Consider the following 19,607-nt stretch of genomic DNA (forward strand, 5'->3'; position numbering starts at 1 on the left):
CTCACCTCGGCGGCGGCCCACTGGTCCCCCGTACCACCAGCTTCGGCTCCACCACGGCCTCCCGCGGCTCGCGTTGAGGATCCTCCAGCCGTTCCACCGCGAACCGGACGGCGTGCTCGGCCATGAGTCCCGCGTCCTGGCGGACGGTGGTCAGCCCGATCGGCATCAGGTGGGAGAGATGGCTGTCGTCATAACCGACCACGGACATGTCGCCCGGAACCTCGACTCCGGCGCGGGTCAGGGACATCAACAAGCCCATAGCGCTGCGGTCGTTGCCCGCGAGGACCGCCGTCGGCAGCGGGCGCCCCTCCTCGCGCTCCGTCAGCAGCACATGCCCGGTCTCGATGCCGGACTGCTCGGTGTGCTCGCCGGGGACGACGCGTTCCTCGGCCTCCAGGCCATGGCGGCGCATCGCCGCCCGGTAGGCGCGTCGCCGTTCGGCCGAGCCGGGGCCGCGGCCGCCGTCGATGTGCACGATCCTGCGGTGTCCCAGTTCGACCAGGTGGTCCATGGCCTGGCGGATGCCCTTGGCCTCGGCGGAGTGCACGAAGTCCACGTGCGCGTGCGGGACCCTGCGGCTGACGGAGACGGCGACCGTGCGGCGTCCCAGCTCGTCCAGGAAGTCGGGTTCGGCGAAGGAGCCGAGCAGGATCACCGCCTCGCAGCGGTGGCTGAGCAGCGCCTCAACGGCCTTCTCTTCACTGCGGCCCGAAGTGGCGCCGGAGAGCAGGACCTCGTAGCCGAGGCGCTCGGCCTCGGGGTAGATCCCCTCGATGAGGTTGGTGTGGAAGGTCTGCTGGACGGTGAACATCACGCCGAGCGTGCGGCTGCGGCCACGCGCCAGCAGCCGGGCCGCACTGTCGGGCCGGTAGCCGATCTCGTCGGCGACCCGCAGCACCCGCTGCCGAGTCTCCTCGCTCGCGCCCGGCTGATTGCGGAACACGATCGAGACGAGCGCCCGCGAGACGCCCGCCTTTTCGGCGACGTCCGCCATCGTGGGCCGCTGCTTGCCCGATGCATCCACCGTGAATCCGCCCTCCGACACCGCCCACCCTAGCGGTGATCAAGAAATCTTCTGGCAACAACCTATTGACATGACATTTGGACTGGGGCCATCGTACTCGCACTAGAGCGCGCTAGTAGAGCGCGGCAGGATTTCTTCCGCGACAGCTCCCCGGAGCCCTCACCGACGTCTCCGGAACGAAGGGAAACCAGCGTTATGCCGTTCGAAGTGCTGACCATGGGCCGCGTGGGAGTGGATGTGTATCCGCTCCAGACGGGCATGGGGCTGGCCGAGGTCACCTCGTTCGGCAAGTACCTGGGCGGCAGCCCCACCAATGTCGCGGTGGCCGCGGCACGCTACGGCCGTACCGCCGCGGTGATCACGAAGACCGGGCGGGACCCGTTCGGCGACTTCGTGCGCACCGCACTGGCCGGCTACGGCGTCGACAGCCGCTTCGTCGGTACGTCGGACATCGCGCCGACCCCGGTGACGTTCTGCGAGATCTTCCCGCCGGACGACTTCCCGCTGTACTTCTACCGCCTGCCCAAGGCGCCCGACCTGGACATCGCCGCCGGTGAGCTGGACCTGGGCGCGGTCCGGGACGCGGCGGTGTTCTGGATGACGGGCACCGGGCTGAGCGAGGAGCCCAGCCGCTCGGCCACCCTGGCCGCGCTGGAGCGCCGGGCGAAGGCGGGCACGACCGTGTTCGACCTGGACTGGCGGCCCATGTTCTGGGCCGACCCCGCCCAGGCGCGGACGTACTACACCAAGGCACTGCGGCACAGCACGGTGGCGGTCGGCAACCTCGACGAGTGCGAGGTCGCCACCGGTGAGCGTGAACCCTCGGCAGCGGCACAGGCGCTGCTGGCCGCCGGTGTGGAGTTGGCTGTGGTCAAGCAGGGCCCGAAGGGCGTACTGGCCATGGACCGGAGCGGCGCGGTCGCCGAGATCCCCCCGGTGCCGGTCGACGTGGTCAACGGCCTCGGCGCCGGTGACGCGTTCGGCGGGGCCCTGTGCCACGGCCTGCTCTCCGGCTGGGACACCCGCCGCACGGTGTCCTTCGCCAACGCCGCCGGCGCCCTCGTCGCCGGCCGACTGTCCTGCTCGGACGCCATGCCGACCGAGGCCGAAGTCAACACCAAGCTCGACGAGGTGACCCGTGCAATCTGAGAAGCTGAGCCGGATCGTGACCGCCCGCGTGGGCGACCCCGGCGCCATCGCGGCCGCCGCCGCCCGCCGCGTGCCGGCCAGCTCGCTGCTGGGCGAGCACGGCAAGGCGATGATCATCGCGGCCGACCACCCCGCGCGCGGCGCCAACGGCGTCGGCTCCGACCCGACCGCCATGGCCGACCGCTTCGAGCTCCTCGACCGGCTGTGCATCGCCCTGGAACGCCCCGGCGTGACCGGCGTGTTGGCCACCGCCGACATTCTCGAGGACCTCCTGCTGCTCGGCGTGCTCGACGGCAAGAGCGTCTTCGGTTCCATGAACCGGGCCGGACTCGCGGGTTCGGTCTTCGAGATCGACGACCGGTTCACCGGGTACGACGCCGAGACCATCGCCGCGATGGGCTTCGACGGCGGCAAGATGCTCACCCGCATCGCCCTCGACGACCCGGCCACCCCGGCCGCCCTGTCCGAGACCGCGCGTGCCGTCAATGAGCTCAATGACCGTCGACTCATCGCGATGGTCGAGCCGTTCATGTCGGCATGGCAGGACGGAAAGATCCGCAACGACCTGTCCACGGACGCCGTGCTCAAGTCCGTCACGATCGCATCCGGGCTGGGCCGACGTACCGCCTACACCTGGCTCAAGCTCCCGGTCGTGGACGGCATGGAGCGCGTCCTGGCCTCCTCGACCCTCCCGGCACTGCTGCTGGGCGGTGAGGTGACCGACCCGGAGGCGGCGTTCGCATCCTGGGGCAAGGCGCTCGAGCAGCCCACCGCGCAGGGCCTGGTCGTGGGGCGCTCCCTGCTCTATCCGGCGGGCGGCGACGTGGCGGGGGCCGTCGACAAGGCGGTGAGCCTACTGTGAGCAGCAAGTACCACGTGCGCAGGGGCACTTCGGCCGACGGGCCCTACGACGTCCTGGTCACGCCCGAAACGGCGGGCTGGGGATACTCCGGCCTCAGGATCCTGACCCTGAAGCCGGGCGAGGCACACCCCCTGTCCACCAGGGATTCCGAGTTCCTGGTCCTGCCACTGACCGGCTCCTGCACCGTCACCACGGACGCCAAGACCTTCGAACTCGAAGGCAGGACCGGCGTGTTCGCCTCGGTCACCGACTTCGCCTATCTGCCTCCGGAGACGGAGGCCCTGATCAGCAGCGCACAGGGAGGTCTGTTCGCGCTGCCCTCCGCCCGTACCGAGCGGAGCTCACTCTCCGCTCGGTACGGGCGCAAGGAGGACGTCCCCGTCGAGCTGCGTGGTGCGGGCGCGTGCTCACGGCAGGTCAACAACTACTGCCTGCCCGGCACCTTCGACGCCGACCAACTGCTGGTGTGCGAGGTCCTCACACCCGGCGGCAACTGGTCCTCGTATCCCCCGCACAAGCACGACGAGGCACGGCCCGGCGTCGAGTCGGAGCTGGAGGAGATCTACTACTTCGAGGTCTCCGGCGAGAACGGCTTCGGCTACCAGCGGGTCTACGGCACTCCCGAGCGGCCCATCGACGTGCTCGCCGAGGTCCGCTCCGGCGACACCGTCCTCATCCCGCACGGCTGGCACGGGCCGTCCATCGCCGCGCCGGGCTACGACCTCTACTACCTCAACGTCATGGCCGGTCCCGGACAGGACCGCGCCTGGCTGATCTGCGACGACCCCGCCCACGGCTGGGTGCGTGACACCTGGCGGTCCCAGGACGTCGACGACCGGCTGCCCTTCGGAGAGAACCGATGAACACCGTACGACTCACCACCGCGCAGGCCCTGGTGCGGTTCCTCGCGAATCAGTACAGCGAGCGGGACGGCCAGGAACAACGCCTCATCCCCGGGATGTGGGGCATCTTCGGGCACGGCAACGTGGCCGGCATCGGGCAGGCCCTCCTCCAGGCCGCGGTGACCAAGGAAGCCGATCTCCCCTACTTCCTGGCCCGCAACGAACAAGGCATGGTCCACGCGTCGGTCGCCTACGCCAAGATGCGCGACCGACTGGCCACCTTCGCCTGCACCGCCTCCACAGGTCCGGGTTCGACCAACATGATCACCGGTGCGGCCTTGGCGACCACCAACCGGATCCCGGTGCTGCTGCTGCCGTCCGACATGTTCGCCACCCGTGCCGCCGACCCGGTGCTCCAGCAGCTGGAGGACACCCGAGGCGGGGACGTCACGGTCAACGACGCCTTCCGCGCCGTGTCCAAGTACTTCGACCGAATCTCCCGGCCCGAGCAACTCATCCCGGCCGCGCTGGCGGCGATGCGCGTGTTGACCGACCCGGTCGAGACCGGCGCCGTCACCCTCGCCCTGCCCCAGGACGTACAGGCCGAGGCCTACGACTGGCCGGTCGACTTCTTCCGGCGCCGGGTCTGGCACGTCGGCCGCCCGGTGCCGGAGGCGGCCGCGATCGAGCGCGCTGCCCGCCTGCTCCGCAGCACGAAGAAACCGCTGATCGTGGCCGGTGGCGGGGCAGTGTACTCCGGTGCGGAGACCGTACTTCGGGCGTTCGCCGAGGCCACCGGCATCCCGGTCGCGGACACCCACGCGGGCAAGGGCGTCGTCCCCTGGGACCACCGGTGCGCGGTCGGCGGCATCGGCTCCACCGGCGCGTACGCGGCGAACGAGCTCGCGAAGGAAGCCGATGTCGTGCTCGGCATCGGCACCCGCTACTCCGACTTCACCACCGCCAGCCACACCGTGTTCGGCAACCCGGACGTCGCCTTCGTCAACCTCAACGTGGCCCGCCTGGACGCCGTCAAGCACTCGGCGGAACCTCTGGTCGCCGACGCCCGCCTCGGCATCCAGGCCCTCGCCGCAGCACTGGACGACTGGCAGGTCGAGGAGACCTACCGCGAGCGCACGCGCCAACTCATCGCCCGCACCCGGGAGATCGAGGAGGAGTGCTTCGCGACCGACCGCAACACCGGCGAACTGCCCGCCCAGACCCAGATCCTCGGTGCGCTCAATGACGTCCTGGATGACCGCGCCGTGGTCATCAACGCGGCCGGCTCCATGCCCGGCGACCTCCAGCAGCTGTGGCGGGCCCGGGACCCCAAGGCCTACCACGTCGAATACGCCTACTCCTGCATGGGCTACGAAGTCGCCGCCGGCGTCGGCGCCAAAATGGCTGATCCGTCGCGCGAGGTCGTCGTCCTCGTCGGCGACGGCTCCTACCTGATGATGGCCCAGGAGATCGTCACCATGGTCTCCGAAGGCCTCAAAGTCATCATCGTCCTGGTCCAGAACCATGGCTTCGCCTCCATCGGCGCCCTGTCCGAATCGCTCGGCTCACAGCGCTTCGGCACCAAATACCGCTACCGGGACGGCGGTTCAGGCCAGCTCGACGGCGACGTGCTCCCCGTCGACCTCGCGGCCAACGCCTCCTCGCTGGGCGCCGACGTGCTGCACGCCGCCACCGTCGAGGAGTTCCGCACCGCGATGGAGAAGGCCAAGGCCGCGACCCGCACCACGGTCGTGCACGTGGAGACCGATCTGTACGGGCCCAATCCGCCCGGCCACGGCTGGTGGGACGTCCCCGTCAGCGAGACCTCCGCCCTGGACACCACCCGCGCCGCGTACGAGACCTACGCCGGCCACAAGCAGACCCAGCGCCACTACCTGTAAGACCCCGTCCCCGCAAAGGAAACCCGCACCGTGAAGACCATCGAGCACTGGATCAACGGCTCCCCCACACCGGGCTCCGCCTCCGACACCCAGCCGGTGTTCAACCCGGCCACCGGACAGGAGCAGGCCCAGGTCGTCCTCGGCGGCGCCGCCGACGTCGACACCGCCGTCGCCGCGGCCGCCAAGGCCTTCGAGACCTGGTCCGACTCGTCGCTCACGCAGCGCACCCAAGTCATGTTCGCCTTCCGGCAGTTGCTCGTCGATCACGAGGAGGAGCTGGGCCGGATCATCTCGGCCGAGCACGGCAAGACCGTCGACGACGCCCGCGGCGAGATCACCCGGGGACGTGAGGTCGTCGAGTTCGCCTGCGGCCTCGGCGACGTGCTGAAGGGATCCTTCTCCGACCAGGTCTCCCGCGGCATCGACGTCCACAACTTCCGCCAGCCCCTCGGCGTCGTCGCCGGCATCACCCCGTTCAACTTCCCCGCCATGGTGCCCCTGTGGATGCACCCCATCGCCATCGCCACCGGCAACACCTTCATCCTCAAGCCCAGCGAACGCGACCCGTCGGCAGCGAACTTCGTCGCCGGCCTCTACAAGAAGGCGGGCCTGCCGGACGGCGTCTTCAACGTCGTCCACGGCGGCAAGGACGCCGTGGACGCGATCCTCACCCATCCCGGCATCGAGGCGGTGTCCTTCGTCGGGTCGACTCCCATCGCCAAGTACGTCCACGAGCGGGCCACTTCGCACGGCAAGCGCGTCCAGGCCCTGGGCGGCGCCAAGAACCACGCCGTCGTCCTGCCCGACGCCGACCTCGAATTCGCCGCCAACCACATCACCGCCGGCGCGTACGGCTCCGCAGGCGAACGCTGCATGGCCGTCTCCGTGGCCGTCGCCGTCGGGGATGCCGCGGACGGCCTGGCCGAGATCCTGGAGCGCAAGGCCCGCGAAGTGAAGGTCGGCCCCGGGGACCAGCCCGGTATCGAGATGGGCCCGCTGGTTACCAAGGCCGCCCAGGAGCGAGTGGAGAACGCCGTCGGCGGCGCGGCCGCCCAGGGTGCCACCGTCGTCGTCGACGGGCGTGGCCTCAAGGTCGAAGGTCACGAGGAGGGCTTCTTCACCGGCCCCTCGCTCCTCGACCACGTCACCACCGGGATGGACGCCTACAAGGAAGAACTCTTCGGGCCCGTCCTCGCGATCGTGCGTGCCGAGTCCCTCGACGAAGCCATCGATCTCATCAACTCCAACCCCTACGGCAACGGCACCGCCCTCTTCACCGCCTCCGGCGAAGCCGCCCGCCGATTCCAACGCCACATCCACGTCGGCATGATCGGCGTCAACGTCCCGGTCCCCGTCCCGATGTCGTACTACTCCTTCGGCGGCTGGAAGGACTCCCTCATCGGCGACCACCCCATCCACGGCCCCGAAGGCATCCGCTTCTACACCCGCCCCAAGGTCGTCACCACCCGCTGGCCCCAACAAGCCCAGCACGTCACCGCCGGCTTCAACTTCCCCACCTCCAACTGACCCCCGTCCCTCCCCCCAAAGGACACGCCATGGCAACGGCGCCATCCCCGCTCCGCACGACCGCCGGCAACCTGTGCCTGGGCTCCGCCCCCGACTCCTGGGGCATCTGGTTCCCCGAGGACGAGCACCAGGTGTCGTACACCCGATTCCTCGACGAGCTGGCCGCAGCCGGGTACCAGTGGCTGGAGCTCGGACCCTACGGCTACCTCCCCACCGACCCGCAGCGGCTTAAGGCCGAGTTGGACGCCCGGGGGCTCCAGGTCTCCGGCGGGACCGCGTTCGGCTCACTGCACCGACCGGAAGCCTGGGACGACATGCTCGCCCACGTCCGCCAGGTCGCCACCCTGACGGCGGCCGCGGGCGCCCACCACCTGGTCCTGATCCCGCCGATGTACCGGGACGAGAAGACCGGCGCGTTCACCGAGTCGCCCGAGCTGACCGCCGAGCAGTGGGCCGGCTTCGGCAAGGCCGCCGACCGGCTCGGCAAGCTGCTCCTCGACGAGTACGACGTACGCCTCGTCATCCACCCGCACGCCGACAGCCACATCCAGACCCAGCCGGAGATCGAGCGGCTGCTGAACGAGTCGGACTCGCGCTACACCAACCTCTGCCTGGACACCGGGCACGTGGCCTACGGCGGCGGTGACAACCTCGATCTGATCCGCCGCTTCGGCGAGCGCGTCGGCTACGTGCACATCAAGCAGATGGATCCCGAGGTGCTGGCCCAAGTGGCTGCCGAAGACCTGTCGTTCGGCGAGGCAGTCAAGCGGGGGGTGTGCGTGTCGCCACCCGCGGGTGTGCCCAATCCTGCCGACGTGGTGGCCGAACTGGCCAAGCTGGACGCCGAGTTGTTCGTGATCGTCGAGCAGGACCTGTACCCGTGCGCTCCCGAGGTGCCGTTGCCCATCGCGGTCAGCACGCGTGAGCACCTGGCCGGCTGCGGGTTGACGGGTACCCGACGCCCGAACCTCGACCGGTAGGAGGCCACCATGGACGTCAGGGACGACACGACTCAGGCCCCCACCCTCACGAACGGCGCCCCGCCCGCCGTCTCCCGGCGGCTGCGCGTCATCACCGTGATCGCCACCTTCGGCGGGCTGCTCTTCGGCTACGACACCGGCGTCATCAACGGCGCCCTGCCCTACATGACCGACGACCTCGGTCTGACCGCGGTCACCGAGGGCATGGTCACCAGCTCTCTGCTCCTCGGCGCAGCGCTGGGCGCGATCACCGGCGGCCAGCTGTCAGACGCGCGCGGACGGCGCCGTACGATCCTCACCCTCGCCGTGATCTTCTTCGTCGGCGCACTGGGCTGCACACTCGCGCCGAACGTCGCGGTCATGGTGGTGGCCCGGTTCGTGCTCGGCCTCGCGGTCGGCGGCGCCTCGGTGACCGTGCCCGTCTACCTCGCCGAGGTCTCCCCCGCCGAACGGCGCGGCGCGCTGGTCACCCGTAATGAACTGATGATCGTCAGCGGGCAGTTGCTGGCCTTCACCTCCAACGCGATCATCGCCCAGGTCGGCGGCGAGTCCGGCGGAGTGTGGCGCTGGATGCTCGTGCTCGCCACGATCCCGGCCGTGGTGCTGTGGTTCGGCATGCTGGTGATGCCGGAGAGCCCGCGCTGGCTGGCCTCCCAGACCCGCTTCACCGAGGCTCTCGACGTGCTCAAGCAGGTGCGCTCCCAGCAGCGAGCGGAGGCCGAGCTCGCCGAGGTGTCCGCGCTCGCCGTGAAGGAGGAGCAGGAGAAGCTCGGCGGCTGGCAGGACATGCGATCCACGCCGTGGCTGCGCAAGCTGATGTTCATCGGCTTCGGCATCGCGATCGTGCAGCAGATCACCGGCGTCAACACGATCATGTACTACGGCACCCAGATCCTCACCGACGCCGGCTTCGCCGCCGACAGCGCGCTGACCGCGAACATCGCCAACGGCATCATCTCGGTGCTGGCCACCTTCGTCGGCATCTGGCTGCTGGGCCGGGTGTCCCGTCGGCCGATGCTGATGACCGGTCAGATTGGTACGACGGCAGCCCTGTTGCTGATCGGCGTCTTCTCCCTGGTACTGCCCTCCGGCGACGGCCGGGCGTACGCCGTGCTCGCCATGACCGTCACCTTCCTCGCCTTCCAGCAGGGCGCGATCTCGCCGGTGACCTGGCTGATGCTCTCGGAGATCTTCCCGATGCGGATGCGCGGTTTCGGGATGGGGGTCGCGGCGGTGGTGCTGTGGCTGACCAACTTCGCGATCGGCCTGGTCTTCCCGTCCCTGGTCTCCGGGATCGGAGTCTCCAACACCTTCTTCCTCTTCGTGGTGGCGGGCGTCTTCTCGCTCACCTTCGTGAAGCTCTACGTCCCCGAGACCAAGGGACGCACCCTCGAAACCCTCGAAGCCGAACTCCGGGCGCGCTTCTCCTAGTCGGATCCGGTTCGGACCTAGTTAGGAAACGATCATGACTGTACGTGTAGGTGTCATCGGCGCCGGCTGGATCGGCAAGGAGCACATCCGGCGTCTCACCGACACCGTCACCGGCGCCCGCGTCACCGCGGTGACCGACATCGACGCCGCCCGCGCCGCGGAGGCGGCGGCACCGGTCGGCGCCCAAGCGCTGCCCGACGGCGCGACCCTGATCTCCTCTCCAGAGGTGGACGCCGTCCTCGTGACGTCCTGGGGCCCGACCCACGCCGAGCACGTGCTGAACGCGATAGCCGCCGGGAAACCGGTGTTCTGCGAGAAGCCCCTCGCGACCAGCGCCGAGGACTGTCTGAGGATCATCGAGGCCGAGACGGCTCTCGGCCGCCGCCTGGTCCAGGTCGGCTTCATGCGCCGCTACGACGTCGGCTACCGGCGGATGAAGCAGGTCATCGACTCGGGCCGCATCGGTGAGCCGCTGATCGTGCACTGCGCCCACCGCAATCCGACCGTGCCGGAGGCGTACACCTCCTCGATGGCCGCCCTGGACACGGCGGTGCACGAGGTGGACGTGCTGCGCTGGCTGCTCGACGACGAGATCGTCTCCACCCAGGTGGTCACCCCGCGTGCCACCAGCAAGCGGTTCGCCCACCTCAAGGACCCGCAGATCATGCTCTTCGAGACCGCCAAGGGCGTACGCATCGATCTGGAGGTCTTCGTCAACTGCCAGTACGGATACGACATCCAGTGCGAGACCGTGGGCGAGGAGGGGCTGGTCCGGCTGCCCGACCCGGCCACGGTCGGCCTGCGCAGCGCCGGTCAGCACAGCACGGAGGTCCTCACGGACTGGGTGGGCCGTTTCGCGGACGCCTTCGACACGGAGTTCCGCGAGTGGATCGCGGGCATCGCCGCCGGCGTGGAGCCCACCGGCCCCTCGGCGTGGGACGGCTACGCGGCCACCGTCATCACCGGCGCGACCGTCGAGGCCCTGGAGTCGGGCCGTGTCGTCGCCACCGACCTCAAGCCCCGTCCCGCCTTCTACGGAGGTGCCGCGTGAAGATCGCCCTCGACCCGTACATGTTCCGCGCCCTGCCGATCGACGCCATGGTGCGCACGGTCGCCGAACTCGGCTACGACTACATCGAGTTGTCGCCCCGCGACGACTTCATGCCGTTCTTCCTGCACCCGCGGGCCGACGACGCGCGGATCGCCGAGCTGAAGAACGCCCTGCGCACGCACGGCGTCAAGCTCTCCTCCGTACTGCCCCTGTACAAGTGGTCCTCGCCCGACGAGACCGAGCGTCAGGCCGCTGTCCGCTACTGGAAACGGATGATCGAGATCACCTCCGACCTCGAATGCCCCCTGATGAACTCGGAGTTCAACGGCCGCCCCGAGCGCGCCGCCGAGAGCGAGGCCGCGTTCTGGCGCTCGATGGAGGAGCTGCTGCCCGTGTTCGAGCGCGAAGGCATCGCCCTGAACCTGGAAGCGCACCCGGACGACTTCTGCGAGGAGAACACCCCGGCCGTCGACCTGATCCGCGCGATCAACAAGCCCTGGGTGAACTACCTGTACTGCGCGCCCCATTCCTTCCACCTCTCCGGCGCGGACCCCACGGCGGACATCGCGGAGATGATGCGCTACGCCGGCGACAAACTCCAGCACGTCCACATCGCCGACTCCTTCAACCACAAGGGCTCCAGCGGACTTCGCTACATCCTCAACCCGCCCGGCACCACCGCCCGTATCCACCAGCACCTCGACATCGGCCAGGGCGAGGTCGACTGGGGCGCCTTCTTCGGCACCCTGCGCGAGCTGAACTTCGACGGCGTCGCCACCGCCTGCGTCTTCGCCTGGGAGGAACGCGGCCGCGAGTCCTCCACGTTCATGCTCGACCGCATCACCAAGGAACTCTCGGCGTAATCCCACCTCCTGGGTCCGACAGCGCCCGACGTCCGTCTCCGGACGCCGGGCGCTGCGGCACCCCGGCCCAGTGACGTCGCGCGGCTTCGGTGATGCAGCGGTCGGCGTCCGTGACAACGATGGCCTGGATGCATCGCTTCACTCCGAGTTTGGCCGTCAGGTGGGAGATGTGGTTCTTGACCGTCTTCTCCGCGAAGTACCGCCACTGACCGATCTGCCGGTCGGTCAGCCCCTCGCCGGTCAGGGCGCGGATCTCCCGTTCCCGGTCGGTCAGGCTGGCCAACGCCTCCGATTCCTCTTCCTTCAGCGCCCCTCCAGCAAGGGGACACACCGAACCTCGACAGCCAAGGCGTCAGCGGCCTGTCACTCGCGTACGACGACACCGCCGGCAACGCACTCGAAGTCGTGAACAGCCCTCGCCCCGTCTCGTCCGACACGAGGTACAGCCAGGGGCGGGCCTACCCGTTCCCGGCAGCCCTCACCACCTCAACTTGCCCCGCCCTGCTGTCCCAACCCACTTCTACGAGGACACCAGCAGCTGCGCCGTGCAGCCGTCCACCTCTCCCCACGCGGATTGCTCCTGCCCGCCACCTCCCTGACCTGCGATAACCCGGTCAGGTACGCCAAGACGGGCCAATTCGACCCGGATTCGACCCAGCACGCCCTTGCGGCAGCGTTGGCCAATCTTGAACTGCAAGACTGCAAGTTCTGCCGGTGTACCGCTCAAGAACCGGCAAGAAATTGGCGCGTTCACCAACAAGAGTTCCGTTTCCGGGCAATCACGACAGCATCGCGATCGGACGTGCTCGCCATACCCATCACCGGTCACCTCAGGAGTGATCCACCCAGCGGCGCCACTCCGCTGCCACTGCCAGTGATAGAGCAAACGCATGACAACGCCCTGACCAGCACTTTTACAGAGACACCTCCGCCTGACAGAAGTCACCTTGCGTGGCAACCACAGCCGCAAAGACCCTGATTCCAACCACGGCACGGGAAGCCCAGGTAGTTCTCGATGCGGGCGCTCTTGGTGGCCTGGCCGCCGAGCCCGGCGCGGTCCAGCAGTACGGTGACGAGGCCCTCGGACGCCCCGTACACAGCGGCGGCCAGAGCCGCCGGGCCGGCCGCCCACCACGACGAGATCGACCGGGCGCCCGTCGACTTGATAGGTGAGACCGAGCACCTCGGCCGGAGTTCTGGGCGTCGCGCGCCTCAGCAGCGAACCGTTGACCATAGCTGCCGGGAGGTCGTCCTCGCCGAGCCCGACCCGTCTCATCAGCGAGCGTCCGGGGTCCGAGGCCGCGTCGAGCCAGGAGTTCGGCAGGAGCATCTGCGCCGCATAGGTGCGTAGTTCGAGCGTCTCCGCGGCGTACGGCCGGCCGACGAGCTCCAGGGCGTTGCCTGCCGCCCCGCGGATCACCTCGCGCCGTTCCCTGAACGCCTCGATCAGTGTGTCGGCGATGTCGACCTGCTCGGCGAGGGCCCGGCGCAGCATCGCCGCCCGGATCCGAACGAACGTCCCGGCGATCACCACCCGGGCGGTCAGGTAGTCGTGCTGACCGGTCAGCAGGTTGAGCTCGCCGAGGAAGTCTCCGGGGCCGCCCCGGTAGATCAGACGCTCCGGCTCGATCGCCGTCGCATCCCGGACGATGTCCACGGTCGCCGACCGGAGCAGGAAGAAGTCGTAGGTGTCGTCGCCTGACGTGTACAGGTCCCGGCCGGGCTCGGCGTGCTGCACCTCACCGTACTCGGCGAGCCGGCGGAACTGTTCGTCGTCCAGGACCGGCCCGCGCTCTGCCGCAGCGTCGTTCACGTGATTCCTCCGAGTAGGGCTGTTTCAGGCGCGAACTGGAACGGGCGTCGGCTTCACCCGGGCGACGGTCGTGACGTACAGGAGCAGACCCGCGGTGGTGAGGACGAAGCCGGCCCACACGGTGGACAGGGTCCCCCAGCCGGCGTCGAGGGCGACGGCGCCGCCGATCGCGCCAAGACAGTTGGCTAGGTTGAGGGCGGCCAGGTTGAGCGTTCCCATCAGGGTGGGGGCGTCCGGCGCGAACCCGGTCAGCCGGACCTGGATGGTGGGGATGGCGAACATCATGGTCGCGCCGACGCCGAACAGGCAGGGCAGCAGAACCACCAGGTTGCTGCCTGACACACCGATCAGTACGAGGAACACCAGAGCACCGCCGTAGCCCAAGACCAGACCGCGGTTCTCGTACCGGTCGGCGACACGTCCGCCGACCTGGTTGCCGACCGCCATGCCCAGGCCGAAGACGGCGAGCGCGATCGGGATGAGCGAGGCGTCCCGCAGCGCCGCGTCAGTGACGAACGGGCCGATGAACGTGTAGACGGCGAAGATGCTGGAGATGCCGAGCGCCGCGATGGTGACCATCAGCCAGACGTCCCGCCGCCGGAGGGCACCCAGTTCGCCCGTGAGGGAGCTGCCGCGCAGGTCGTCGGTGCGCGGCAGCCAGGCCACCAGGGCCGCTCCGGCTACTAGGCCGACGGCGACCACGGTCCCGTACATGGCGCGCCAGCCGGCGTGCTGGCCGATGAAGGTGCCGAGCGGCGACCCGGCGATGGTGGCGACGGTGAGTCCTCCCATCACGGTGGCGAACGCCTTGCCGCCCTTGCCCGGCCCGTACACGTAAGCGGCGACGACGGCCCCGGCGCCGAAGAACGCTCCCTGCACGCTGCCGGTGACGAACCGGAAGACGACGAACAGCACGATGTCCGGCGCCAGGGCGGAGAGCCCGTTGCCGACCAGGAACAGCGCGATCAAGCCGAGCAGCAGGGTGCGCCGGTTGGCTCGGGCGGCGAGCAGAGTGATCGCCGGAGAGCCGATCATCACCCCGAAGGCATAGGCGGTGATCGCGTAGGTCGCGACCGGAACGGACACGTCCAGATCGGACGCGAACAGCTGGATGATGCCGTTGCTGCCGAACTCGCCGGCGCCGATCGCGAAGGTGCCCAACGCCAGTGCGAACAACGTCAGCTTCGGATTCCTGATGGGCGACTTCGCGGTGGTGTGCCGCTTCTCCTCGGCGGTGCACTGACTGTCGTATGCGTGCTGATGCATCGTCTCATCCTCGGCAGGAGGGTCGGTTGGACGGCGTACGGGCCGGGGCGGACGGGCGGATCAATGCCGCCGAGCGCCAGGAAGGCCGCGGCCGGGCCGATCACCCACCGTCCGCCCCAGCCCCTCGAACATCGCCGTCCCCTGCCGGCCTCGTCGGCTCGGTGGTGTCAGCGCGCGGCGCGCTTGACGAGGGCGGCCGTCGCCGCGGGCTGCGCGATCATCGCGACATGCGAGGCGTCGGCCTCGAAGGTGTGTGCGCCGGCCCGGCGCGCCATGAACCGCTGCGCCGCAGGTGGCAGCACCTGGTCGTCGCGGCCCACGAGATACCAGGACGGAATGGTCTTCCAGGCCGGGGCGCCGGACGGCTCCCCGAGGGTGCGCACGTCCGCCGGCCGCTGGCCGGCCCACATCAGCTCGGCGGTCGCCTTCGGCAGGTCCCCGGCGAACACGTCGTGGAAGAGCTCCTTCTTGATGTAGCCGTCGACGAGTCCCTCACCGTAGGGACGGAAGTCCAGCGCCTCCTCGCTGAGTCTGCTTCCCGGGTACTTCGTCTGCAGGCCCAGCAGCGTCTCCCCATGGTCGGGCACGAACGCGGCAACATAGACCAGCGCCTTCACGTTCGGGTTGCCGGTCGCGGCGTTGGTGACGACGATCCCGCCGTAGGAGTGCGCGACGAGGACGATCGGGCCGCTGAGGGTCGCGAGGATTCCGGCCAGATAGGCGGAGTCGGAGGACACGCTGCGCAGTGGGTTGGGCGGTGCGATGACCGGATAGCCGTCACGGATGAGCCGGGAGGCGACCCCGTTCCAGCCGGATGCGTCGGCGAACGCGCCGTGCACGAGTACCACGGTGGGCTTCTGGCCGCTGCCACTGCCGCTTCCGGTGTGTGCCTGCGCGGTGGGCGCGTCGAGTGCGGCGCCCACCACGACCGCGGCGGATCCGGCCAACAGCCCCCGGCGACTTGTCGTCATGGTTGTATACCCTTCGGTATCCGGTGTTCTCGGTGGTGATCGCGGTCAGCGTAAAGCCGCCCACTTGACGAGCACTGAACAGAAATCCGGGCACCGATTCCGTTGTTGTCAAGCATGCCTTCGCGCAAAGCCTGAATACACGTCGGCGGAATACCCGCCGGCGAAATTAAGTCTGCCCCGCTTCTCATTCCTGGGCCGCTCTGCCCCTCAGGGCCTGCGGTCAGGCATGGCCCCCGGTCCTGGGAGGAGTCGTTCGGCGGCGGCTCGGCGTAGCGCAGGCAGTAGTCCCGCATGGCCTGGACGGCTCGGTCGAGAGCGGCTTCGGCCCGGTCGTGCGATCCGGCTGCCAGCCACATCTCGGCCAGCAGCGCCCCGTGGTAGGCGATGCCCCATTGCGGCGGATCGAGCAGCCGTCGCCACGCGCAGACGTACTTCTGAAGAATGTTCAAGGCACTGGAGGGGGCGCGGTCGCCCCAGATCAGGTCGATCAGCTCGCTCGTACTGATCGACTTGCCCGCGCGCGAGCAGGATCGCGAGCAGATACGACTGCTGCCGAGGACCGGGATCCAGCTCGACACCGTCGCGCCAGCCGCAACAGACCGAGAACCAGCAGCCGCAGAGACGCAGCGGAGGAAGCCACTCTCTTTCCCGTTCCCAGCCTTGGCCGGCCTTCGCCGCCATCCACCGTCCGCGGTCGCCCAAGTCCCGCAGCAGGCAAAGCGATTACCAATGATTTCCGACTGGAAACACAAAGCAAGCAACCAGAATCGACCAGAGTGACAGCCGCAATCGCGGCGAACCCCTCCCAACGGGACCTGCTCGCCCGATACGCACACCAAAGTAGACTTTACGGACATCGGGGCGCCGTCCACGGACGGTCAACTCCACGTCAACTGGCGGGCGCCAGTCTTTCGGTGCGCGGCGGCGTCCATGCCCACCGGGCCGCTTACCCCGCTGACGCGATGACCTCGAATGCCCACATCGGCTGAGAAGAGCAGGACTTACCCCATGAGCTCCGTACTACCGTTCCGAAGAATCGTGACCGGCCATGACGCGTCCGGCCATGCGGTGATCACGCAGGACGCGCCGCCGACTCGCGTGGTGGAGATCGGCGGGCCCGGTGGCCCGACTTTCTACGAGGTGTGGAACACACGCCAGACGCCGGCCGTCATCGACCGGCAGTCGGGTGAGCCGGCGGAGAACGGTCTGGTGCTCGGACCTCCCGAGCGTGGCACTCGTATCCGGGTGATCGACTTCCCTCCGGAGGACGACCGGATCCGGAATCTGACGGGGGCGGAGGCGGCCGAGAAGTTCGGGGAGATGGGCGGTGGCGACGCCGCACGGTCCGACGCCGGCGCCCCGCATCCCCTGATGCATCGCACGCAGACGATCGACTACGGGATCGTCGTCGAGGGCGAGCTCACGCTGATCCTCGACGAGGGCGAGACCATCGTCCGCACCGGGGACATCGTGATCCAGCGCGGCACCAACCACGCATGGGCGAACCGGTCGGCCGCGAACTGCCGGGTCGCCTTCGTACTCATCGACGGCCAGTACACCGACGGACTCTGAGAAGGAGGAGCATCGTATGCGTATGCGCCCCATCCCACCCGATGAGCTCGACCCCTCACTCCGCGAGGTGCATGACGGCATCGCCGGCCTCGTCACCGAGGAGCAGGGCCGCGTCGTCATCCTCAACGACGACGGTGCGCTCGTCGGGCCGTTCGCGGCGATGCTGCACTTCCCCGCGTTCGGGGTTCCGGCGCTGTTTCTGCAGCGGGCGGTCGCGGCCGAGGCGCACCTCGACCCCGTCGTCCGCGAGGTGGCGATCCTCACCGTCGGCGCCGCTTACGGCGCCCGGTACCTGCTGTACGCGCACGAGCAGACCGCAGACGAGGTCGGTCTTGCGGCGGCACAGATCGCGACGCTGGCGGCGGGCGGGCGGCCCTCCGGGCTGAGTGACGAGCAGGCCGTCGCCCACGACGTCGCGAAGGCGTTGACCTCGGGGCGCATACTGCCGGACTCCACATACGACCGGGCCACGCAGTTGCTGGGCCCTGATGGGGTCGGCGAGCTCGTGTTCCTCATCGGCAGCTACTGCCTCATCGCGATGGTGCTGAACTGCTTCGACGTGCCGGTCCCCGGTCGGGAACCGCCAACTGCCCAGCCATGACGCCGACGAGGTGGCTGGCGGCGATTGCGGCGTTGCGGATCGTCGCTGCCCAGTGCTCGGCCATCAGCTCCTCGGCACGGCGGGCGACCAGGTGGGCGTCGCGCTCGACGGACAGTGCGTGCGCCCGCTCGGCGACGGCCCGGAGGGGGCGCCCGGCTCGCCGCGTGCCCGCAGCACCCGTGCCCGGGGCAGAAGCAGCAGGCTTTCGGCGTAGCGCTGGCCCTACGTTTCGATGGCCGAGTCCGCCCGGTCGAGCGCCGCGGCGTGCCCGCACGCCTCGGTGTCCGGTGCCCTCGCTGATGAACGCAGGACCAGCTATTTGACGGGCACTGAACGGAATTCCGGGGCCCTACAGGGGCCGCTTCACTATTAGTTCCGTTGCCCCTCCGCTTTTTCCTGGGCGCCGGCACGCGGCGCCGCAGTGTGGGCGCGCTTGTCCAGGGTGTACCGGCGTTGCAGCACGATGGCGATCGTCATGAGCACGGCTGGCACCAAGGTGAAGCCGTAGCGGACGGCCGCCAGCGCGCCGGGAGACTGCGTGGTGTGCTGGCCCGCGCTACTGGCCACGAACCCGCCCGCGGTCAGGCAGGCCGAGTACACGTACGGCCCCAATGCGCCGCCGGTGGCCTCGGCGGCGGTCCACACGCCGGTGTAACTGCCCGCACTGGCGGTACCAGCCGGCCCGGCGGCGGCGATGACGTCGGGCACCATCGACAGCGGCATCAGTTGCATCGCGGCGAACGCGACGCCCAGCACCGCCACGGCTGCGATCAGCAGGGGCAGGCCGGCCGCGGCGCCCAGGGCCAGCACCAACGAGCCGGCCACGAACGCGGCCTGGGCGACGAGCAGGCCGCGCTGCTTGCCGAAACGCCGGGCCACCAGTACCCACAGGGGCGTGGTCAGGACCGCCGGCGCCATGAACGCCGCGATGAGCAGGGTCGTGAGCGCGGGGCGGCCCAGCTCGTACTCGGCGAAGTACGGCATGGCGGCCAGTACCAGGTTCATCGTGATCGCGACGGTCAGATAGGACGCGGTCAGCGCACGGAACTGCCGGTCGCGCAACGCCACCAGCAGCCCGCCCCGGTGCCCCGGCTCGGCCGGGGTGCCGGGCGCGGCCCGGTTGAGACGGGCGACGCCGGTGATACCGGCCAGCATCGCCGCGAGCATGACCGCGCCGAGGAGCAGGGCCATTCTCGTGTAGTCGCCGACGCCCGGATCGTCGCCGGCGACCACCGGCGCGGCCACGCCGGCGAGCAGGACGCTCACGGTGATCACGACATTGCGGTAGCCCATGAGGCGGGTCCGCTCGTGGTAGCCGATGCCCAGGTCGGCCGGTGTGGCGAGGTAGGAGACCTGGTAGCACGAGTAGAGCAGGTTGCCGACGGCCAGCGCCACCGCGACCCAGATCGCGGCGCTTGTCCCGTGCAGGTCCGACGGGACGGCGAACAGGGCCACGAAGGCGAGCACCACGACGCAGCCGACCACCATCAGTCTCCGGCGGTGGCCGGTGCCGGCCAGGTCGGCATCGGAGAGCCGGCCCACCCACGGGTGCGTCACGATATCGGCGACATTCGGCAGCAACAGCGCGAGGCCGGCCGCGAACGGAGGCACCGCCAGGACGTCTGTCAGGAAGTACAGCAGGAAGATGCCCGGCACGGTGACCCAGATGCCCATGCCGATCGAACCGGCGGCGAACGGAACCAGTGCGCGCAGGGGGAGCCGAACGTTGGTCATGAGGCGCCTTCCGGAAATCC

General features: G+C 69.3%; 17 protein-coding genes and 1 pseudogene. 11 read left to right on the forward strand and 7 right to left on the reverse strand.

What is annotated here, in order from left to right; genetic code table 11:
- Position 1: 1 nt before the first annotated feature.
- The gene (locus tag ACIOHP_RS48460) at positions 2 to 994 is read right to left on the reverse strand and encodes a LacI family DNA-binding transcriptional regulator (RefSeq protein ID WP_401898105.1); all 993 of its coding nucleotides are present in this window, start codon (positions 992 to 994) and stop codon (positions 2 to 4) included.
- 225 nt (positions 995 to 1,219) lie between these two features.
- On the opposite strand from ACIOHP_RS48460, the gene iolC reads away from it, so the two are divergent.
- Genes iolC through ACIOHP_RS48505 form a run of 9 tightly spaced genes read left to right on the forward strand, consistent with a single transcriptional unit; the run spans position 1,220 to position 11,630 of the window.
- The gene (gene iolC, locus ACIOHP_RS48465) at positions 1,220 to 2,173 is read left to right on the forward strand and encodes a 5-dehydro-2-deoxygluconokinase (protein WP_401898058.1); all 954 of its coding nucleotides are present in this window, start codon (positions 1,220 to 1,222) and stop codon (positions 2,171 to 2,173) included.
- Positions 2,163 to 3,035 carry an aldolase gene (locus tag ACIOHP_RS48470; protein ID WP_401898060.1) on the forward strand — a complete coding sequence of 291 codons (873 nt, stop codon included), beginning with the start codon at positions 2,163 to 2,165 and terminating at the stop codon, positions 3,033 to 3,035. Before iolC ends, ACIOHP_RS48470 begins: the two co-directional genes overlap by 11 nt.
- On the forward strand, positions 3,032 to 3,898 hold the full coding sequence (gene iolB / locus ACIOHP_RS48475) for a 5-deoxy-glucuronate isomerase (RefSeq protein ID WP_401898061.1): 867 nt from the start codon (positions 3,032 to 3,034) through the stop codon (positions 3,896 to 3,898). The genes ACIOHP_RS48470 and iolB overlap by 4 nt, the downstream gene beginning before the upstream one ends.
- Complete coding sequence (gene iolD, locus ACIOHP_RS48480; RefSeq protein ID WP_401898064.1) at positions 3,895 to 5,778, forward strand: 3D-(3,5/4)-trihydroxycyclohexane-1,2-dione acylhydrolase (decyclizing); 1,884 nt, start codon at positions 3,895 to 3,897, stop codon at positions 5,776 to 5,778. The genes iolB and iolD overlap by 4 nt, the downstream gene beginning before the upstream one ends.
- A gap of 30 nt (positions 5,779 to 5,808) precedes the next feature.
- Positions 5,809 to 7,305, forward strand: a complete 1,497-nt coding sequence (locus ACIOHP_RS48485) for a CoA-acylating methylmalonate-semialdehyde dehydrogenase (RefSeq protein WP_401898066.1) — start codon at positions 5,809 to 5,811, stop codon at positions 7,303 to 7,305.
- A 29-nt stretch (positions 7,306 to 7,334) separates the two neighbouring features.
- On the forward strand, positions 7,335 to 8,285 hold the full coding sequence (locus ACIOHP_RS48490) for a TIM barrel protein (protein ID WP_401898068.1): 951 nt from the start codon (positions 7,335 to 7,337) through the stop codon (positions 8,283 to 8,285).
- Between the two features lie 9 nt (positions 8,286 to 8,294).
- The gene (locus ACIOHP_RS48495) at positions 8,295 to 9,716 is read left to right on the forward strand and encodes a sugar porter family MFS transporter (protein ID WP_401898071.1); all 1,422 of its coding nucleotides are present in this window, start codon (positions 8,295 to 8,297) and stop codon (positions 9,714 to 9,716) included.
- A 34-nt stretch (positions 9,717 to 9,750) separates the two neighbouring features.
- Positions 9,751 to 10,767 carry a Gfo/Idh/MocA family oxidoreductase gene (locus ACIOHP_RS48500; protein WP_401898073.1) on the forward strand — a complete coding sequence of 339 codons (1,017 nt, stop codon included), beginning with the start codon at positions 9,751 to 9,753 and terminating at the stop codon, positions 10,765 to 10,767.
- Positions 10,764 to 11,630, forward strand: coding sequence for a sugar phosphate isomerase/epimerase family protein (locus tag ACIOHP_RS48505; protein ID WP_401898076.1), 867 nt, complete (start codon positions 10,764 to 10,766; stop codon positions 11,628 to 11,630). The genes ACIOHP_RS48500 and ACIOHP_RS48505 overlap by 4 nt, the downstream gene beginning before the upstream one ends.
- Here ACIOHP_RS48505 and ACIOHP_RS48510 read toward each other — a convergent pair.
- The 5 genes and pseudogenes from ACIOHP_RS48510 to ACIOHP_RS48530 all read right to left on the reverse strand — a co-directional run.
- Positions 11,608 to 11,952, reverse strand: a pseudogene (locus ACIOHP_RS48510) (helix-turn-helix transcriptional regulator); the annotation flags it as partial. The gene ACIOHP_RS48505 and the pseudogene ACIOHP_RS48510 overlap by 23 nt on opposite strands.
- 198 nt (positions 11,953 to 12,150) lie before the next feature.
- Positions 12,151 to 13,443 (reverse strand): cyclic nucleotide-binding domain-containing protein, encoded by a 1,293-nt coding sequence (locus ACIOHP_RS48515; protein ID WP_401898079.1) that lies wholly within the window; start codon positions 13,441 to 13,443, stop codon positions 12,151 to 12,153.
- Positions 13,444 to 13,467: 24 nt separating this feature from the next.
- Complete coding sequence (locus ACIOHP_RS48520; protein ID WP_401898080.1) at positions 13,468 to 14,709, reverse strand: MFS transporter; 1,242 nt, start codon at positions 14,707 to 14,709, stop codon at positions 13,468 to 13,470.
- 167 nt (positions 14,710 to 14,876) lie between these two features.
- Positions 14,877 to 15,680, reverse strand: a complete 804-nt coding sequence (locus tag ACIOHP_RS48525) for an alpha/beta fold hydrolase (RefSeq protein WP_401898082.1) — start codon at positions 15,678 to 15,680, stop codon at positions 14,877 to 14,879.
- Complete coding sequence (locus ACIOHP_RS48530) at positions 15,677 to 16,258, reverse strand: hypothetical protein (protein WP_401898083.1); 582 nt, start codon at positions 16,256 to 16,258, stop codon at positions 15,677 to 15,679. The genes ACIOHP_RS48525 and ACIOHP_RS48530 overlap by 4 nt, the downstream gene beginning before the upstream one ends.
- A 430-nt stretch (positions 16,259 to 16,688) precedes the next feature.
- On the opposite strand from ACIOHP_RS48530, the gene ACIOHP_RS48535 reads away from it, so the two are divergent.
- Both ACIOHP_RS48535 and ACIOHP_RS48540 read left to right on the forward strand, forming a co-directional pair.
- A complete protein-coding gene (locus ACIOHP_RS48535) occupies positions 16,689 to 17,252 on the forward strand; it encodes a cupin domain-containing protein (protein WP_401898085.1) in 564 nt (187 codons plus the stop codon).
- Positions 17,253 to 17,268: 16 nt separating this feature from the next.
- Complete coding sequence (locus ACIOHP_RS48540) at positions 17,269 to 17,853, forward strand: carboxymuconolactone decarboxylase family protein (protein ID WP_401898088.1); 585 nt, start codon at positions 17,269 to 17,271, stop codon at positions 17,851 to 17,853.
- A 369-nt stretch (positions 17,854 to 18,222) separates the two neighbouring features.
- Here ACIOHP_RS48540 and ACIOHP_RS48545 read toward each other — a convergent pair whose 3' ends face one another.
- On the reverse strand, positions 18,223 to 19,587 hold the full coding sequence (locus ACIOHP_RS48545) for an MFS transporter (RefSeq protein ID WP_401898090.1): 1,365 nt from the start codon (positions 19,585 to 19,587) through the stop codon (positions 18,223 to 18,225).
- Positions 19,588 to 19,607: the final 20 nt, after the last annotated feature.

It is taken from the genome of Streptomyces sp. NPDC087859, assembly GCF_044742595.1.
Lineage (GTDB): Bacteria > Actinomycetota > Actinomycetes > Streptomycetales > Streptomycetaceae > Streptomyces > Streptomyces canus_F.

What these genes read in the sequence shown, in the direction of transcription:
- ACIOHP_RS48460 (WP_401898105.1), bottom strand. Translation starts at nt 994, where the DNA reads ATGGCGGACGTCGCCGAAAAGGCGGGCGTCTCGCGGGCGCTCGTCTCG.
- iolC (WP_401898058.1), top strand. Translation starts at nt 1,220, where the DNA reads ATGCCGTTCGAAGTGCTGACCATGGGCCGCGTGGGAGTGGATGTGTAT.
- iolD (WP_401898064.1), top strand. Translation starts at nt 3,895, where the DNA reads ATGAACACCGTACGACTCACCACCGCGCAGGCCCTGGTGCGGTTCCTC.
- ACIOHP_RS48490 (WP_401898068.1), top strand. Translation starts at nt 7,335, where the DNA reads ATGGCAACGGCGCCATCCCCGCTCCGCACGACCGCCGGCAACCTGTGC.
- ACIOHP_RS48495 (WP_401898071.1), top strand. Translation starts at nt 8,295, where the DNA reads ATGGACGTCAGGGACGACACGACTCAGGCCCCCACCCTCACGAACGGC.
- ACIOHP_RS48500 (WP_401898073.1), top strand. Translation starts at nt 9,751, where the DNA reads ATGACTGTACGTGTAGGTGTCATCGGCGCCGGCTGGATCGGCAAGGAG.
- ACIOHP_RS48520 (WP_401898080.1), bottom strand. Translation starts at nt 14,709, where the DNA reads ATGCATCAGCACGCATACGACAGTCAGTGCACCGCCGAGGAGAAGCGG.
- ACIOHP_RS48525 (WP_401898082.1), bottom strand. Translation starts at nt 15,680, where the DNA reads ATGACGACAAGTCGCCGGGGGCTGTTGGCCGGATCCGCCGCGGTCGTG.
- ACIOHP_RS48535 (WP_401898085.1), top strand. Translation starts at nt 16,689, where the DNA reads ATGAGCTCCGTACTACCGTTCCGAAGAATCGTGACCGGCCATGACGCG.
- ACIOHP_RS48540 (WP_401898088.1), top strand. Translation starts at nt 17,269, where the DNA reads ATGCGTATGCGCCCCATCCCACCCGATGAGCTCGACCCCTCACTCCGC.
- ACIOHP_RS48545 (WP_401898090.1), bottom strand. Translation starts at nt 19,587, where the DNA reads ATGACCAACGTTCGGCTCCCCCTGCGCGCACTGGTTCCGTTCGCCGCC.